Below are 17,256 nucleotides of genomic sequence, written 5' to 3' on the forward strand. Positions count from 1 at the left end.
GACAGGAAGGGAAGATTGCCATGGAAGCTGGTAACGTGAATCAAGGGGATTACTTCGTCATAAAGGCCAAAGAGAACGGCGTGCAGGTCATCGGATTAACCCGCGGGCAAGATACGAAATTTCATCACACCGAGAAGCTGGACAAAGGCGAAGTGATGATCGCCCAGTTTACGGCGCACACGTCGGCTGTCAAAATCCGCGGCAAAGCGGTCGTGATGACGAAGCACGGGGTTGTGGATACGGAGGAATAATTTTTCAAATTTCGCAGGCATAGCCTGCTTTTTTTCGTTGTACAATGATAGAAGAGGGATTTCGGCCAAGCATTCACACACGACGCAGATGAAGTGAAGGAGGATTTTGTCCGATGAAATGGTTTTCCCGTCTTCTCATCACCATTGTACTCTCCGTAGGTCTTGTTCTGGGATTGTCCATTTTGCCTGAGCTGGAAAGCAAGTGGAATATCCCGGCGTTTCATACCGTTAAAGCGCAGCCGGTTTCCGATAACAATATCGTCGACGTGATGAGCAAGGTGCAGCTGCATTTGCGCATAAGCCATGTCGAGCTGACCCATGCGATCGTATCGGTCGATCTGTTTGCTTCCCCTTCTTCGGAGAAGGCGGAGATCATACAGGATATGTACGCGTTATCCCGTTACTTCTTCAGCAGCACGACCAATATCAATCAGGTGCTGATTCGCGTTCTCGACGGCTCGAAAGAAGGCGGCACGTCACTTTTGCTGGCCACGGACGCGCGAAGGGAAAAGTGGCTTCCCGGGGAAATCACGCCCAGAACGCAGAGCGCAGAGGAGATGGAGCAATATTTGCAATCGCATTTCCGCGTGACGTATACGGCAAAATGGCAGCAGCGATTCGACGCAAAAAGTTAAGACAAGTATTGTGCGAGTCTCTGCGGATTGTGCTATAATAATTTAGATTGTGATATCAGCGATTCTTTGGATTGGTTCGGAGGCACATTATGAATTCTTATCGGATCCCCGAAATGGCCCGAAAATATATGGATTACGACATGATCCGGCAGCATACCGACTTGCCGGTATTTCCTGAATTTCGGACACATTTGTTGTATGCGTTCTTAAGCAGACACAGCTCGTTATCAGGCTACAGCGAATTGTTCAGTCTGGTCACTTCTTTGGTTCAAATCGGGATGGACACGCATGATTTGGTCAGCATCACCAATAACGCGAAGGAAACGAAAGCGGCAAGGTCGAGGCAGCTCAAGGTTTTGGCCGGAGACTACTTTAGCAGCCGTTTTTATTATTTGCTTTCCCATGCGGGACAGATCGAGCTGATAGGGATCTTGTCGAACGCCATCTGCGAAGTCAACCGCAAGAAGATGAATTTGTATCAAAGGATGAGACAGCTGAACTTGACGGCCGACGATTACATCAAGCTGTCGGTCGAAATCCGCGCGCAGCTGTATTTGGCTTTCGCCTGTTTGATGGAGGAGTCTCTGCGGCATACGTGGCCGGAGGTGCTGGGGCTGTTCACGCAGTGCGAAGTGCTGCTGCTGGAGATCGGCCGTTCGGAATCCGTACAGCAGTACCGGGACAGCTGGGGATATTGGCATATCCTGCATCAAGCTTCCAAAGAAGAGGGCAAGCATGTTCAAGCCGAAGATCCGGACTACGCCAAGCTGCGGTCCATCTGGCTTAAATATAAAATTACGCCGCAGCTGTACCAAATGCTGGATTCATGCATGAAACAGCTGCAGGATAAGCTGCAGACGCTGGAATCGAAGGAATTGGCTAAGGAGCTGCAATTGATTGGAGAGCCTTTTGCGCGTTACCTCTCGACACCTAAAGCGCTGGAAGAAATTTGAGGTGAAAATTCGTGCAATCCAAAGCGAAGTCAAAAGAAGAATTCGTTCATTCCGTCTTCGAGAGCATCGCGCCGAAATACGATCTGATGAACGATATTCTCAGCTTCCGCAGGCATAAAGCCTGGAGAAAATTTACGATGAGCAAAATGGCTGTCAAGCCGGGCAGTACCGCGATCGATCTATGCTGCGGAACCTGCGACTGGACGATCAGCACGGCGCGGGCGAGCGGCAGCGGTCAAGTGGTCGGTCTCGACTTCAGTCAAAATATGCTTGATTACGGAGCCGCGAAAGTGCGGGAAGCGGGGCTCGAATCGCAGATCAAGCTCACTCAAGGCAACGCGATGAGCCTGCCGTTCGAGGATAATACGTTCGACTATGCGACGATCGGCTTTGCGCTTCGCAATGTGCCGGACCTGGTGAAGGTTATCGAGGAGATGCAGAGAGTCGTCAAGCCTGGAGGCATGGTCGTCTCTTTGGAGCTGTCCAAGCCGACTTGGCAGCCGTTCAAGGGGCTTTATTATTTTTATTTTCAAAATATTTTACCTATGCTCGGCAAGTTGATTGCCAAACGATATGAGCAGTACAAATGGCTGCCGGAATCATTAATTCATTTTCCTGATCATAAGCAGTTGGCTGACATTTTCAGAAAAACGGGACTGACCCAAGTTCAAGCTTTTCCGCTTACCGGAGGCATCGCGGCTCTTCATATCGGCATCAAGAGTAAGGGAGCGCAATAAGAAATGGGAGTGGAAAACGAATGTTGTTGAAAAAAGCAAAAGTGTTTATGGAAATGATTAAAATCGAGCATACGCTGTTTGCTTTGCCTTTTGCGTTTATGGGGGCATTGCTCGGTTCGGTCGTTATTTTTCAAAAACTGCCGGGTTGGGGACAAATCGGCTGGATCATTCTGGCTATGGTAGGCGCAAGAAGCGCCGCTATGGGGCTTAACCGGGTTATCGACAAGGTGTTCGACGCCAAAAATCCGCGCACGGCCGCCAGGGCCATTCCGGCAGGTCTGATTTCTTCCAAGGAAGCCATTTTGTTCATTGTGATTTCATTCACATTATTGTTTTGGGCTACGGCCAATTTAAGCTCGCTATCGATGAAACTGCTTCCTATAGCTATTTTCTTACTGGTCTTTTATTCTTATACCAAACGCTTCACATGGGCGTGCCATTTGTTCCTCGGCTTTACGATCGCGCTGGCTCCGCTTGGCAGCTGGGTGGCCATTACGAACAATGTGACGTTGAGCGCTTTGATCTTCTACGTAGCGATCGCTTTCTGGGTTGCAGGCTTTGATATTATTTACGCATGCCAGGACGAAGAGTTTGACCGTGAGGAAGGCTTGCATTCGATCCCGCAGCGGTTCGGCGTCGCCAAGGCGCTGCGGATCGCCCGCTGGTTCCATGTCATCACGGCGTTAGGGCTGCTCACGCTGTTCTATTTGACCGATCTCAGCTGGGTTTATTTGACCGGCCTCATTCTTGCCAACGCGCTGCTGTTCTACGAGCATAAGATTGTGACGCCGAAAAATTTGAGCAGGCTGAACACCGCTTTCTTTACGCTCAACAGCGTCATTAGCGTGGCGATGTTCGTGTTCACCCTGGTCGATCTGGTGGTGTTCCGCGGATGAGAAGGCCCTGGGTCGTAGGAATTACCGGGGCTAGCGGAGCCGCTTACGGCGTACGCCTCTGCCGGTTCCTGCTTGCCCGCGGACTGAACATCCATCTCTTGATTACCGACGCCGGCTGGCGGGTGCTCAAAGAGGAGCTCGGCTGGGACGCTGCCCGCAGGAAGGAAATGCTGGAGAAGCATTTCGGCGGATACTCCGGCGGCTATGTGTACAACCCGATTCAGGACATCGGGGCCAGCACGGCCAGCGGCTCCTTCCGGACCAGCGGAATGGTCATCATTCCGTGTTCGATGGGGACCTTGTCCGGCATCGCTCACGGCGCCTCGGACAATCTGCTTGAACGAACGGCGGACGTGATGCTGAAGGAAGGCCGGCCGCTGATTATCGTGCCGCGGGAAACGCCGCTGCACGCGATTCACTTGGAGAATATGCTGAAGCTGGCCCGCATGGGAGTCAGAATCATTCCGGCTATGCCGGCATTTTATCAAGGGCCGCAGTCGATGGACGATATGGTCGATTTTATGGTCGGCAAAGTGCTGGACAGCATGGATGTGGAGCATGAATTGTATAAAAGATGGGGGACGACGGAGGATGAGACGAAGCCAGGCGATCCGCATCGGCCGGATTGATTTTACGAATGTCTGGCCTTTCTTTTATTATTTCCCTTATGAACGCTTTCAAGGGGAAGTGGAATTGGTTACTCAGGTCCCTACCCAATTAAATGCCGCGATGGCCGCAGGCGAGATCGACATCGGTCCCATTTCGTCTTTCGCTTACGGCGAGCATTGCGAGCAGTACGTGCTGCTGCCGGATATGTCCGTCAGCGCTTTTCGTCAGGTTCAGTCCATATTGCTGTTTCACCGGAAGCCGCTGAGCGAGCTGTCGGGAGCTTCGGTCGCTCTGCCCACGACATCGGCAACCTCCGTCAATCTGCTTAAAATTATTTTGCAGCGGTTTTATGGGGTTGAGCCGGTTTATCATGATGCGGCGCCCGTGCTGAACGACATGATGCGCACGGCCGATGCGGCTCTATTGATCGGCGACCACGCAATCCGGGAAAGCTGGCTTCCGCACGGCTGGCACGTGACCGATCTTGCCGAGGAATGGACGCGCCGAACGGGGCAGTGGATGTCGTTTGCCGTATGTGCTGTCCGCAAGCAGGAGGCGGAGCGTCATCCGGAGCTGATCGCCCGCGTCTACGAAGGCTTCATGGAAAGCAAACGCAAATCGCTTGGCGATATGACGGCTCTCGTACAGGAAGCGCAGCGGCAGATCGGCGGGGACGCCGCTTATTGGCAGCGGTATTTCTCGACGTTAACGTACGAGTTCGGTCCGGATCAGCAAGCGGGATTGCAGCTGTACTACCGCTATGCATGGGAGCTCGGCTTGCTCAATAAACAAGTGCCGATTCAATTGTGGAACGACAAATACTGAACACAGGTGACGGAATGAAACTGATTGAGCTGTACGCAAAAATGAAAAAGGATATTTCGTACATAGAGAAAGAGCTGGAACGAAGTATCGACACCGATCACGCCATGCTGCGCGAGACGTCGGTACATTTGCTTAAGGCAGGCGGCAAAAGAATCCGGCCTATTTTTGTTCTGCTCGGTGCGAAATTCGGCACCTACGATTTGACCCGCGTCAAGCATGTAGCGGTGCCTCTGGAATTAATACATATGGCTTCGCTTGTTCACGACGACGTGATCGACGATGCGGAAACCCGCCGCGGCCAACTGACCGTCCGCTCCAAATGGGATAACCGGGTCGCCATGTTCACGGGCGATTATATTTTTGCCAAAGCGCTTCACGTAGCGACCGGCCTGGGCAATCCCGCGATACACCAAACGTTGTCCAAGGCGATACTGGAGATGAGCATCGGCGAGATGGAGCAAATCCGCCTTTTCTTCAACGCGGAGCAGACGGTGCGCGACTACTTGCTTAGAATCCGCCGGAAGACGGCGCTGCTGATCGCGATAAGCTGCCAGCTCGGAGCTATTGCGGCCGATGCGGACGAATGGGTATCGAACCGGTTGTATTCGTTCGGCTACAACGTGGGGATGGCTTTTCAGATAAGAGACGATCTGCTCGATCTGTGCGGCACGGAGAAGGAGATCGGCAAGCCTCCGGGCAGCGATATCCGGCAGGGCAATATCACGATCCCGGTCATTTATGCGCTGCGGGAGCCCGGACTGCAGGCGCCGCTCATGCAGGAGCTGCGGAGAATTCAGGAGGCCGACGGCCAAATCGACGTCAGCCGGTTTATCGGGTTGATCCGCGGCAGTCAAGGCATCAGGCAGGCGGAAGAGCTGGCCAACCGCTATATCGACAAAGCGATTGCCGTTCTGCACAGCTTGCCGGACATACAGGCCAAGAAAGATTTGATCGGCGTAGCCCATTTTATCGGCAATCGTTCTTATTAAACGTTAAAACGGTTTATTATCATGCGGTTTATGTGATATATTGGGAAGAAAAGGGGGAATAGAGGGATGGAACGCACTTTTCTAATGGTCAAGCCCGACGGCGTCCAACGCGGTCTTATCGGCGAAATCGTCAAACGATTCGAGCAAAAAGGATTTCAGCTCGTCGGCGCCAAGCTGATCCAAGTGACGGCAGAGCTGGCGGAGCGGCATTACGAAGAGCATAAAGGAAAAGATTTCTACGATCGATTGGTCGATTTCATCACGTCCGGTCCCGTATTTGCCATGGTATGGGAAGGGGATCAGGTCGTCGCATTATCCAGAGCGATGATCGGCAAAACCAGCGCCCTGGACGCGGCCCCGGGAACGATTCGAAGCGATTATGCCATACATACGAATTATAATTTGATTCACGGTTCCGATTCTCCGGAAAGCGCGCAAAGAGAGATTGCCAATTTCTTCGCCGAGCACGAGTTGTTGAATTACAGCAAAGTCATAAGCCAGTGGATCTAGGGTGAGGAGACCGGCATGGAGGATCAGGATTTTCTGCTGTTCATCAAAAAGGTAAAAGATTACACGTCTATCGATTTGGCGCAATATAAAGAAGCCCAGATGAAACGGCGGCTGACTACGCTGCGGATGAAGAAGGGGTACGACTCGTTCGCTTCCTTTTTCGAGGCGATGACGAAGGATAAGGAATTGTTCTACGAATTTCTCGACCGGATGACGATTAACGTATCCGAATTTTGGCGCAATCCGAATCGGTGGGAAGTTCTGGAAAAACAGTTTCTGCCCGAAATGCTGCGCAAAACCCGCAAGCTGAAATGCTGGAGCGCCGCTTGCTCGACGGGGGAGGAGCCCTACACGCTGGCGATGATTTTGGCGGAGCTCGGCGCGCTGCAGGATGCGCAGCTGGTGGCCACGGATCTCGACGAGGGCGCGCTGGCCAAGGCGAAGAAGGCCGTATATTCCGATCGTTCGATCCGGGATGTGCCGCAAGCGTACTTGAAAAAATATTATAAGCAGGAAAATATGACGTTTTCGATTGCGGACGGACTGAAGCGAGAAATTCGCTTTCAGAAGCAAAATTTGCTCATCGATCCGTTCGATACGCAGTTCGACTTGATTATTTGCCGTAACGTCATGATCTATTTTACGGAAGAAGCCAAGCACTTGTTATATCATAAATTCGCCAATGCGCTGAAGCCGGGAGGCATCTTGTTTGTCGGCAGCACGGAACAAATTTTCTCTCCGGGACAATATGAGCTTGAGCCTGCGGAAACGTTCTTTTATCGGAAAAAAGGCTAAAAAAGCGGAAGCCATGTATAACTTTTTCCATCTGTTCCTATACTGTGAATAATCGACAAAAATCTGCAGGAGGGGATTCGGTGGATAAACGAAAAGTGATCATGGCTTATCGAAGAGGATTTATTACGGTGCAGGAATGCGCGCAAATTATGGGAATCGATTCTTTGCAAGTGATGGGGATGATGGAGGACCCGGAGCTGAAAGAGCTTCCGAGTCCGTTCAAGAAGCAGCCCGTCAACGGCTGATAGAGCAGGAAGCACTACGATTGAGCGAAGATGCGCCGCTGCGGGGTACGAGCCCTAAGCGGGGCATCTTTTTTTGCGCCCGGAAACGATGCTAATCGGATTTCCGTACAGGGAGGGCTTTATTCAGATTTGCGCATTCCGCCGCGGACGGCCCTAGACGCTCGGCCCGGGATTTGAGTCCGTTTCTTGTCAAACGGTGGCGCCTATACTATAATTAGCACATGAATGGAGTACATAAAAGCGCTAAAGCGTGCCGGTCGGTTATTGCTGCGTTTTTGGGGATAGGATGAAAGGGGACAACGAGTGTGAGATATTTAACAGCAGGGGAAACGCACGGTCCGCAGCTTACTGCGATTATCGAAGGGTTTCCGAGCAATGTAACCATCGATTTTGAACAAGTGAATTTTCAATTGGCGCGCCGGCAAAAAGGGTATGGACGCGGACGCCGCATGCAGATTGAGAAAGATACCGCGAGCATTGTCGGCGGCGTAAGACACGGCAAAACAACAGGCGCTCCGATCGCTCTCGTCGTGGAGAACAACGACTGGAAGCATTGGACGAGCGTAATGAATATCGAACCGATCGAAGGCAACGACGAGACGAAGCGCAGGGTAAACCGGCCGCGTCCGGGTCATGCCGATTTGAACGGCGGTTTGAAATATAATCAAAAAGATTTGCGCAACATTTTGGAACGGTCCAGCGCCCGGGAGACGACGATGCGTGTGGCTATCGGCGCGGTAGCCCGTCAATTGCTGTCCGCATTCGGCATTAAAGTGGCCAGTCAAGTAATCCGCATCGGCGAGGTGGAAGTGAACCGCCAGGAGCTGCCGATCGACGATTTGATCCGCATTACCGAGGAATCGCCGCTGCGCGTGGTCGATAAGGAAGCCGAAGCGCGTATGATCGCGGCGATCGACGCGGCGAAGGAAGACGGAGATACGCTCGGTGGCATCGTGGAATGCGTGATCGAAGGCGTGCCTGTCGGGCTCGGCAGCCATGTGCAATGGGACCGCAAGCTGGACGGACGCATCGCGCAGGCGGTTTTGTCGATCCAAGCGTTCAAGGGCTGCGAGATCGGCATCGGTTTCGAAGCGGCTAAGCTGAGAGGCTCCAAAGTACACGACGAGATCATGTATGAGGAGGGAAGAGGCTTCTATCGCGCTTCCAACCGTGCGGGAGGCTTCGAAGGCGGCATGACGACCGGCGAGCCTATCGTCGTACGCGGCGTCATGAAGCCGATCTCGACACTGTACAAAGCGCTGCAGAGCGTCGATATCGATACGAAGGAAGCGTTCACCGCTCAGGTGGAGCGTTCCGATACTTGCGCCGTAGCGGCAGCGGGCGTCATTATGGAAAATATCGTTGCCTGGGAAGTGGCAAGCGCGTTTCTCGACAAGTTCGGCGGAGATTCTCTGGAGGAGATTCGCAACAATTACAACAGCTTTTTGGAGCAAGTGAAAAGTTACTAGAGGAAAGAGGCGAGGACCGGATGAAGGAGCTAACGGTTGATTTAGGGGAACGATCGTATCCGATTTATATCGGCGAAGGGATTTTGGATCAAATCGGCGGCTTGTTCGATAAGCACGGCATCAGCAAAATTTCTCCGATCCTGCTGGTTACCGATTCGCATGTTGCAGAGCATCACCTGGCTCCGGTTATGGGCAAGCTTCAGGAGTCGGGTTACTCCGTCGTCTCCCATATCGTAGCCGCGGGAGAGAAGTCCAAATCGCTCGGCGTGCTGGAGGATATCGTAACGACGGCACTGCAGGCCGGGCTCGACCGCAAGTCCACAGTTGTCGCTTTGGGCGGCGGCGTCGTCGGGGATTTGGCCGGCTTCGTGGCGGCAAGCTACATGCGGGGCATCCGTTTCGTGCAAATTCCGACGACGATTCTGGCCCACGACAGCAGCGTTGGCGGCAAAGTGGCGGTGAACCATCCGCTCGCCAAAAACATTATCGGCGCGTTCCATCAGCCGGAAATGGTACTGTACGACACGGCGACTCTGCAATCGCTGCCGGAGCGCATCGTGCGCGAAGGGCTGTCCGAGATGATCAAGCACGGCTTGATCTGGGACGCCGAGTTTACGCAGTGGATGGAAGACAACGCCGAGAAGCTGATCGCGCTCGACCAGGAAGCGCTGCAGTACGGACTGTACCAGGGCTGTAAGGTGAAATCGATCGTCGTGTCCCAGGATGAGAAGGAGAACGATCTGCGGGCTATTCTCAATCTCGGCCATACGATAGGCCATGCTCTGGAAGCGGTGGCCAATTACAATGAGCTGCATCACGGGGAAGCGATCTCTATAGGGATGGTCGGCTCGGCGAAGCTGGCGATGAAGCTGGGTTATCCCGAGCCTATTTATACGACGACCAAACGTATTTTGCAAAAATTCGGCCTGCCGACGCGCATTCCCGCTCATCTGGATACGGATGCGATCATGAGCGCGATGATGCATGACAAGAAGTTCAAAGAAGGTACGATGGTATTTATTATTCCGACGGCTATCGGCAAGGTGGAAATCAATAAAAACGTATCTACGGCATGGGTAAGAGATGTCGTAGAGCAATTGAAACAGGAGGCTTGACCATGTTTGTTCGAGGTATTCGCGGCGCCACGACCGTGGAGCATGACGAGAAAAATGAAATTTTAAGCGCGACGACGGAGTTGTTGAATCAAATCATCGTTGAAAACGGAATTAAACCGGATGAGCTTGCTTGTGTATTCGTTACGGTGACAAGCGATCTGACCAGTACGTTCCCCGCTCAAGCGATCCGCCAGCTTCCGGGCTGGGAGCTTGTACCGCTGATGTGTTCTCTGGAAGTTCCCGTAGAAGGTGCGCTGCCAAAGTGCATTCGGCTCATGGTAATGGCCAATACGGAGAAAAAGCAGGACGAGATCGTTCATGTTTATTTGAAAGAGGCTATGCGTCTTCGTCCCGATTTATCTAAATTGACAAAAGCATAAGCGGCATAGTATAGTTATGGTAGCTGATTTGTTAGTTGATTGAGAAGAGAAGAGAGTTTTAGAGCAGAGTAGAGCCTAGTTGAGATGAGCCGAGTAAAGTACTTAAGCCTATGGTGCAGTTGTTGCGAGCACTTATATTTCTTATTGTCATCGATAAGATGATGCCAGGGCTAAGTATGTTTATGATCATCTAAAAACCGCCTCTACTTTGACGTAGAGGCTTTTTTAATTGTTTAGGAAATGATGCGCAGCAATATCCTGTGGAAATCCGGGGGCTCTCCCGAAAGTAATGGGAATGAGCTTCAGAGCATCACGTCACTTTTGGGGGATTTGTTCTTGTTGAAAATACCCGTTGGCGGGCAAACAAGCAGAAAGCCGGCTTTCCGAAGGGGAAGCTGAGGCTGAGACGAGAAGAGGAGAGATTCGATATGTACACACCAGAAGCAAAGGAAGTTATCCGGCTGGCGAAGCAGTATAATTTGATCCCGGTCGTCCGGTCTTTAATGGCCGACACGGAAACGCCGATTCGCGTGTTCCAGCACTTTTACGAGGAGAAGAGAGCCTTCCTGCTGGAAAGCGTCGAGGGCGGCGTGAAATGGGCGCGGTATTCCTTTATCGGAACCGATCCGTTTATGATGATCACGGCCAAAGACGGTGTGACGAAAATCGAGAGTCAGAAAGAAACCAAACATTCCATCGAGAAACCGATCGACGTGCTGAAAGCTTACCTGCGGGCGTATTCGAGCCCTGCGTTTCCGGATTTGCCGCGGTTTACGGGCGGAGCCGTCGGATTCTTCGGTTACGATTTGCTGCAATATTACGAAAAATTGCCGGCGCACCGCAATGACGACCTGCACATGAACGATATTCAGTTTATGTTCTGCGATCAAGTGATCGTATTCGATCATTTCAAGCAGCAGATTAAGGTCATCGCCAACGTCCATGTTCCCCAGCATGGCTCGGACGCGGAGATTGTGGCCGCTTATGAAGCGACCTGCGCCAAAATCGACGAAACGATCGAGCGTTTGAAGCGTCCGCTTCCTGCGCTGTCGATGCAGCAGCATCCGATTCCGGAAGACGTGGAAATCGGCGAGCTAAAGTCCAACCTGACGAAGGAGCAGTACGTCGCCAATGTGGAGAAAGCGAAGGAGTACATTCGTTCCGGCGATATATTCCAAGTAGTGCTGTCGCAGCGGTTCGAGATCGAAACCGACGTATCGCCGCTGCACGTATACCGTATTTTGCGGACGATGAACCCTTCGCCTTACATGTACTGCCTCAAGATGGACGACGAAGTGATCGTGGGGACCTCTCCGGAGCTGCTCGTCCGCGTCGAAGACGAGAAGGTCGAGACGATGCCGATTGCCGGAACGCGCCCGCGGGGCAAAACGCCGGAGGAAGACGAAGCGTTCGAGCGCGAGCTGCTGGCCGACGAGAAGGAGCGCGCCGAGCATCTGATGCTGGTCGACCTCGGACGCAACGACATCGGCAGAGTATCCGAATTCGGCAGCGTGCGCTGCGACACCTTCATGCAAGTGGAGCGCTACTCGCATGTTATGCACATCGTATCGAATGTCACCGGGAAGATTGCCAAGGATAAAGATTTCTTCGACGCGTTCATCTCGTGCTTGCCTGCGGGCACCGTATCGGGAGCGCCGAAGCTGAGAGCGATGGAAATTATAGCGGAAGTGGAGAATGAAGCTCGCGGCGCTTATGCCGGAGCTATCGGATATTTGGGCTTTTCCGGCAATATGGATACTTGCATCACGATCCGTACCATTATTTTCAAAAAAGGTAAGGCGTACGTGCAGGCGGGAGCGGGAATCGTATGGGATTCCGTCGCCGAGAGCGAGTATCAGGAGACCGTCAACAAAGCGAAGGGGATGCTGAAGTCGATTCGCACGGCCGAAGCCGTATTCGCCCCTAGACCGGTAGCTCACAGCGTCATCAACCACGACTACTATTAATTCGAATCTCTGTCGGCCGAGGGCTTCGGAGCCATTGTCGGCTGCTTAAAGAACTTATGGGGAGGCAGTTTACATGGAAAATCAATTTACGGTACAACAGGCGCTTCAACAATTGATCGGATTGCATCATTTGACCCGCGCGGAAGCTAGAGGGGTCATGTCCGACATTATGGACGGATTGGCTACGCCTTCGCAGATCGGGAGCTTCCTGACGGCGCTTCGGATGAAAGGCGAAACGATAGAGGAAATTACCGGCTTCGCCGAAGCGATGAGAATGAAGGCGAACCGGGTGGAGACCGAGCAGTTCAATCTGCTCGATACTTGCGGAACGGGCGGCGACGGCGCCGACACGTTCAACATCTCGACGACCGCGGCGATTGTAGCGGCGGCGGGCGGTATCCGGGTCGCCAAGCACGGCAACCGGGCGATGTCGAGCAAGAGCGGCAGCGCCGACGTGCTGGAAGCGCTCGGCGTCAATATCGAGCTGAATCAGGAGCAGGCCGCTGAATGTCTGAAGCATGTAGGCATCTGCTTCATGTTCGCCCAGCGTTACCACCAATCGATGAAACACGCCGCGCTGCCTCGCAAAGAGCTCGGCTTCCGGACGGTGTTCAATCTGCTCGGACCGCTGACGAATCCGGCCGGAGCCGATCGTCAGGTACTCGGTATCTTCGATCGCGGCAAAACGGAGACGATGGCCCATGTAATGCGGGCTCTGGGCGTGAAAAGAGCGCTTGTCGTAGCCAGCTTCGACGGTCTCGACGAAATTAGCATCTCCGACGCGACGCAGGTGACCGAGCTGAAGAACGAAGAGATCGTCACCTACGAAATCACGCCGGATCTGCTCGGCTTGCGCAGCGCCAGCCTGAAGGAAGTGATCGGCGGCGACGCGGCGGTCAATGCGGAAATTATTCACAGCGTGTTCCAGGGAGCGCAGGGCGCATGCCGCGATATCGTGCTCGCCAACGCGGGAGCCTGCTTCTACGTTACGGGAATATGCGCCACCTTGCAGGAAGGCGTCAAATATGCGGCTCATGTGATCGACTCGCGCCAGGCGCTAGGCAAACTGCAGGAGCTAGTCCAATTTACGGGAGAAATCAGACATGTTTCTTGATAAAATTGTAGCGACCAAGCATAAAGAAGTGGCAGACTTGAAAGAAAAAATCTCTTTGACCCAGCTGGAGCGGGAAATTGCGGAGCTTGCGCCGACGCTCGGCTTCGAGAAAGCTTTGTCCTCAGGACGCAAGCGCCCGATGGGATTGATCGCCGAAGTGAAGAAAGCTTCTCCGTCCAAAGGGCTAATTCGTGAAGATTTCGAGCCTGTGCTGCTGGCTCAGGCTTACGAGCAAGCCGGGACGGACTGCATCTCCGTCTTGACGGACGCGGACTATTTCCAAGGCTCCAACGACTATTTGCGTCAGGTTAGGGGCGCGGTTCAAGTGCCGATTCTGCGCAAAGATTTTACGATCGATCTGCACCAGATTTATGAAGCGCGCAGCATCGGCGCGGATGCCGTGCTGCTCATCGCGGCTATATTGACGACGGAGCAGTTGAAGCTGTTCGCCCGCGAAGCGAAGAGCATCGGCCTCGATGTGCTGGTTGAAGTGCATGACAAGGAAGAACTTGACCGGGTGTTGACGCTCGATGCATCGTTGATCGGCATCAATAATCGCAATCTGAAGACGTTCGTCACCGAGCTGAAAACGACGGAAGAGCTGATCGCCTACATTCCGAAGCATGTTACGATCGTAAGCGAGAGCGGCATTTCCAAACCTTCGGAAATTGATTATTTGCAATCGATCGGTGCGCATGCCGTATTGATCGGAGAGCATTTCATGCGGCAGCCGGTCGTGGGGCAGGCGGTTCATGATCTGCTCGGGACTTATGCGGCGAAGGGGTAAAGCAATATGACAAGCGTAAAAATATGCGGGTTAAAGACTCCGGATATGGTACAATCGATATTGCATCTGCCTATCGATTATATCGGATTCGTTTTTGCCAAAAGCAAACGGCAGGTGACGCCGCAGCAGGCAGGCGAAATGATTCGGGTTATTGCTGAGCGGCGGGAAGCCGGTAAGGCTGTCCCGTTGACCGTCGGCGTGCTTGTTAATCCTACTCGCGAGGAACTGGTTGCGGTGATGCAGGAAGCTCCTCTCGATATTTTACAACTGCATGGACATGAAACGCCGGAAGAGTGCAGACGCATCAAGTCGGAGTTTCCCGGAGTCAAGCTGTGGAGGGTCGTTTCGGTAGCCCAGACGGGGCAAGCGGCCGGGGCAAACGATTCGGATGCCGAGCACAGCGTTATCGCGGCCGCGCTGGACCCGTACGCGGAAACCGTGGACGCTATTTTGCTGGACACGTTCGATCCGGTATATGGTGGAGGCTCCGGAAAAACGTTCTCTTGGGAGGCGATACCCCCATACCAGGCTTGGAGCCGGGCTGCAGGGATTCCTCTGCTCGTGGCGGGGGGACTTCAGCCGGATAATGTGGGAGAGCTTCTGGATGTTTATACGCCCGATGGAGTGGATGTGTCGAGCGGAGTCGAAACCGATGGCGTAAAAGATATTATGAAAATAACCAGCTTTGTCGAAAGGGTGAAGCATCGTGTATAACGTACCGGATGAGCAAGGCCGCTTCGGAAAGTTCGGCGGGCGCTACGTTCCCGAAACTTTAATGAACGCGTTGATCGAACTGGAAGAAGCCTACAAGAAATATGTAAAGGAAGAGAAGTTCCAGCAGGAGCTTCAATACTTACTGCATCGTTATTCGGGCAGACCGACCTCGCTGTATTATGCGGAGCGCTTGTCGGCCCATCTGGGCGGCGCCAAAATTTATTTGAAGCGCGAAGATTTGAACCATACCGGTGCTCACAAGATCAACAACTCCTTGGGTCAAGGGCTGCTTGCCAAATATATGGGCAAGAAGAAACTGATCGCCGAAACGGGGGCGGGTCAGCATGGCGTGGCCACGGCTACCGTCGCGGCGCTGCTCGGGTATGAATGCAAAGTGTTCATGGGCGAAGAAGATATGAAGCGCCAGCAGTTGAACGTGTTTAGAATGAACCTGCTGGGCACGGAAGTCGTTCCGGTTACTTCGGGCACCAGAACGCTGAAGGATGCTTGTAACGAAACGCTGCGCTACTGGGTGAGCCATGTCGACGATACGTTCTACATTCTCGGTTCGGCTACCGGTCCGCATCCTTATCCGATGATGGTCCGCGATTTCCAAAGAATTATCGGGGACGAGTCCCGCAAGCAAATATTGGAGCTGGAAGGCAAGCTGCCGAATGCGGTTATTGCCGCCGTAGGCGGAGGAAGCAATGCAATCGGCATTTTTTACCCGTTCGTGCAGGATGAAGGCGTTCGTCTGATCGGCGCCGAAGCCGCGGGACGCGGGATTGAAACGAAGGAGCACGCGGCGACGATGACGATGGGAAGCCACGGCGTGTTCCAAGGCTCCATGAGCTATCTCCTCCAGGATCAATATGGACAAGTGCAGGAAGCGCACTCGATCTCGGCCGGACTCGACTATCCGGGCATCGGGCCGGAGCATGCGTACCTCAAGGATTCCAACCGTGCGGAATACCATCCGATTACCGATAAGGAAGCGCTGGATGCGCTGCAGCTGCTGAGCCGCACGGAAGGCATCATTCCGGCGCTGGAGAGCGCGCATGCGATCGCGCAAACGATGAAAGTGGCTCCTACGATGGGCAAAGACGAGATCATCGTCGTGAGCTTGTCCGGACGCGGAGACAAAGACGTGGAAGCGATTATGGGCTATCTGGGAGGTGCTGTTCATGAATCGCATTGATCGTGTATTCGCCGAACTGAAGCAGCGCAAGCAGCCTGCATTTATTCCTTTTTTAACGATCGGCGATCCGGATTTGAAGACATCGGTCGATATTATTAAGCAGCTGGAGCAGTCCGGCGCGAGCATGGTGGAGCTGGGCGTGCCTTACTCCGATCCGCTCGCCGACGGGCCCGTCATTCAGCGCTCATCGATGCGGGCGCTTAAAAACCATCAGGTGTCCATCCAGGACGTAATGAATACGGCTCGTCAAGCGAGAAGCGAAGGCTGCGAGCTGCCGTTCATCTTGTTTACTTATTATAATCCGGTGCTGCAGTTCGGGTTGGAGCGGATTTTCCCGATGCTGCAGGAAAGCGAGATCAGCGGATTAATCATCCCCGATCTTCCGATGGAAGAGGATGCGGAAGTCCGCAAGCTGGCCGACGAGCACGGCATCCATTTGATTCCGCTGGTGGCTCCGACCTCCAACGACCGGATCAAGCGCATCGTATCCCGCGCCTCCGGCTTCGTATACTGCGTCTCCTCGCTGGGGGTTACGGGCACGAGAACGGAGTTTCACAGCGGGATCGACTCGTTCCTGGAGACGGTGAGGCAGTCGACGGCGCTTCCTATCGCTATCGGCTTCGGCGTATCTACTCATGAGCAGTTTGCCAGATTCGCAGAGACTTGCGACGGCATCGTCGTAGGCAGCGCGCTGGTGCGCCAGGTGGAAGAGGCGCTGCCGCTATTTGAGCAGGATGCGACGCGTCCGCAGGCGCTCTCTCGCATCGATCAATTTGTAAGAAATTTAATAGGATAAGTAGACGAAAGCCTCGCTATTCTCGGAATCGGCGAGGCTTTGCTTTTTTCACGGCGGAAGAAGCGGGCTTGGGCGCCGCTGCGGGAATGCGGCTCAACCGCCGCAATATCCGCAAGGTCTTCGTTAAGCGTTAATTAATTTCATAGTTCGGCAATATAAAACTTCACATTTGATAGCAGTTGTGAGAAAATTACTAGGAAGCAACCAATAGAAGAGCGTGTCCCGAGGGGCGCGCGCTTTCCATAGCAGAACTTATTATTTGAATGAGGTG

Annotated in this window: 20 protein-coding genes; all 20 read left to right on the forward strand. The window is 53.3% G+C overall.

The genetic code is table 11. From position 1 onward, the window contains the following. Positions 1–20 precede the first annotated feature (20 nt). The 20 genes from mtrB (at position 21) to trpA (ending at position 16,985) form a co-directional block, all read left to right on the forward strand. Positions 21–251 carry a trp RNA-binding attenuation protein MtrB gene (gene mtrB, locus N0M98_RS20180; RefSeq protein WP_259618957.1) on the forward strand — a complete coding sequence of 77 codons (231 nt, stop codon included), beginning with the start codon at positions 21–23 and terminating at the stop codon, positions 249–251. A gap of 113 nt (positions 252–364) precedes the next feature. Next, entirely contained in the window at positions 365–886 is a 522-nt protein-coding gene (locus tag N0M98_RS20185) for a hypothetical protein (RefSeq protein WP_259618958.1), read from the forward strand. 89 nt (positions 887–975) lie between these two features. Further along, positions 976–1,839, forward strand: coding sequence for a heptaprenyl diphosphate synthase component 1 (locus tag N0M98_RS20190; RefSeq protein WP_259618959.1), 864 nt, complete (start codon positions 976–978; stop codon positions 1,837–1,839). Between the two features lie 11 nt (positions 1,840–1,850). Continuing rightward, positions 1,851–2,576, forward strand: coding sequence for a demethylmenaquinone methyltransferase (locus tag N0M98_RS20195; protein WP_259618960.1), 726 nt, complete (start codon positions 1,851–1,853; stop codon positions 2,574–2,576). A gap of 20 nt (positions 2,577–2,596) precedes the next feature. Continuing rightward, complete coding sequence (locus N0M98_RS20200; RefSeq protein WP_375295511.1) at positions 2,597–3,472, forward strand: UbiA-like polyprenyltransferase; 876 nt, start codon at positions 2,597–2,599, stop codon at positions 3,470–3,472. Then, a complete protein-coding gene (locus N0M98_RS20205; RefSeq protein ID WP_259618961.1) occupies positions 3,469–4,101 on the forward strand; it encodes a UbiX family flavin prenyltransferase in 633 nt (210 codons plus the stop codon). Before N0M98_RS20200 ends, N0M98_RS20205 begins: the two co-directional genes overlap by 4 nt. Continuing rightward, positions 4,064–4,906, forward strand: coding sequence for a menaquinone biosynthetic enzyme MqnA/MqnD family protein (locus N0M98_RS20210; protein WP_259618962.1), 843 nt, complete (start codon positions 4,064–4,066; stop codon positions 4,904–4,906). Before N0M98_RS20205 ends, N0M98_RS20210 begins: the two co-directional genes overlap by 38 nt. Before the next feature lie 14 nt (positions 4,907–4,920). Beyond that, positions 4,921–5,895, forward strand: coding sequence for a polyprenyl synthetase family protein (locus N0M98_RS20215; protein WP_259618963.1), 975 nt, complete (start codon positions 4,921–4,923; stop codon positions 5,893–5,895). A 66-nt stretch (positions 5,896–5,961) separates the two neighbouring features. Beyond that, the gene (gene ndk, locus N0M98_RS20220) at positions 5,962–6,405 is read left to right on the forward strand and encodes a nucleoside-diphosphate kinase (protein ID WP_249864115.1); all 444 of its coding nucleotides are present in this window, start codon (positions 5,962–5,964) and stop codon (positions 6,403–6,405) included. A gap of 15 nt (positions 6,406–6,420) precedes the next feature. Then, positions 6,421–7,200, forward strand: coding sequence for a CheR family methyltransferase (locus N0M98_RS20225; RefSeq protein WP_249864114.1), 780 nt, complete (start codon positions 6,421–6,423; stop codon positions 7,198–7,200). A gap of 80 nt (positions 7,201–7,280) precedes the next feature. Then, complete coding sequence (locus tag N0M98_RS20230; RefSeq protein ID WP_249864113.1) at positions 7,281–7,445, forward strand: hypothetical protein; 165 nt, start codon at positions 7,281–7,283, stop codon at positions 7,443–7,445. 305 nt (positions 7,446–7,750) lie between these two features. Next, positions 7,751–8,914, forward strand: coding sequence for a chorismate synthase (gene aroC / locus N0M98_RS20235; RefSeq protein ID WP_249864112.1), 1,164 nt, complete (start codon positions 7,751–7,753; stop codon positions 8,912–8,914). 20 nt (positions 8,915–8,934) lie between these two features. Continuing rightward, a complete protein-coding gene (gene aroB, locus N0M98_RS20240) occupies positions 8,935–10,029 on the forward strand; it encodes a 3-dehydroquinate synthase (RefSeq protein WP_259618964.1) in 1,095 nt (364 codons plus the stop codon). 2 nt (positions 10,030–10,031) lie between these two features. Then, positions 10,032–10,409, forward strand: a complete 378-nt coding sequence (gene aroH, locus N0M98_RS20245; RefSeq protein ID WP_249864110.1) for a chorismate mutase — start codon at positions 10,032–10,034, stop codon at positions 10,407–10,409. Positions 10,410–10,837: 428 nt separating this feature from the next. Then, entirely contained in the window at positions 10,838–12,376 is a 1,539-nt protein-coding gene (trpE, locus tag N0M98_RS20250; RefSeq protein ID WP_259618965.1) for an anthranilate synthase component I, read from the forward strand. 73 nt (positions 12,377–12,449) lie between these two features. Then, positions 12,450–13,490 (forward strand): anthranilate phosphoribosyltransferase, encoded by a 1,041-nt coding sequence (gene trpD / locus N0M98_RS20255; protein ID WP_249864108.1) that lies wholly within the window; start codon positions 12,450–12,452, stop codon positions 13,488–13,490. Next, the gene (gene trpC / locus N0M98_RS20260; RefSeq protein WP_259618966.1) at positions 13,480–14,277 is read left to right on the forward strand and encodes an indole-3-glycerol phosphate synthase TrpC; all 798 of its coding nucleotides are present in this window, start codon (positions 13,480–13,482) and stop codon (positions 14,275–14,277) included. The genes trpD and trpC overlap by 11 nt, the downstream gene beginning before the upstream one ends. A gap of 6 nt (positions 14,278–14,283) precedes the next feature. Continuing rightward, positions 14,284–14,991, forward strand: a complete 708-nt coding sequence (locus tag N0M98_RS20265) for a phosphoribosylanthranilate isomerase (protein WP_259618967.1) — start codon at positions 14,284–14,286, stop codon at positions 14,989–14,991. Beyond that, positions 14,984–16,189, forward strand: a complete 1,206-nt coding sequence (gene trpB, locus N0M98_RS20270) for a tryptophan synthase subunit beta (protein ID WP_249864105.1) — start codon at positions 14,984–14,986, stop codon at positions 16,187–16,189. The genes N0M98_RS20265 and trpB overlap by 8 nt, the downstream gene beginning before the upstream one ends. Continuing rightward, a complete protein-coding gene (gene trpA / locus N0M98_RS20275) occupies positions 16,176–16,985 on the forward strand; it encodes a tryptophan synthase subunit alpha (protein ID WP_259618968.1) in 810 nt (269 codons plus the stop codon). The genes trpB and trpA overlap by 14 nt, the downstream gene beginning before the upstream one ends. Positions 16,986–17,256 lie beyond the last annotated feature (271 nt).

The organism is Paenibacillus doosanensis, assembly GCF_025060755.1.
Lineage (GTDB): Bacteria > Bacillota > Bacilli > Paenibacillales > NBRC-103111 > Paenibacillus_S > Paenibacillus_S doosanensis.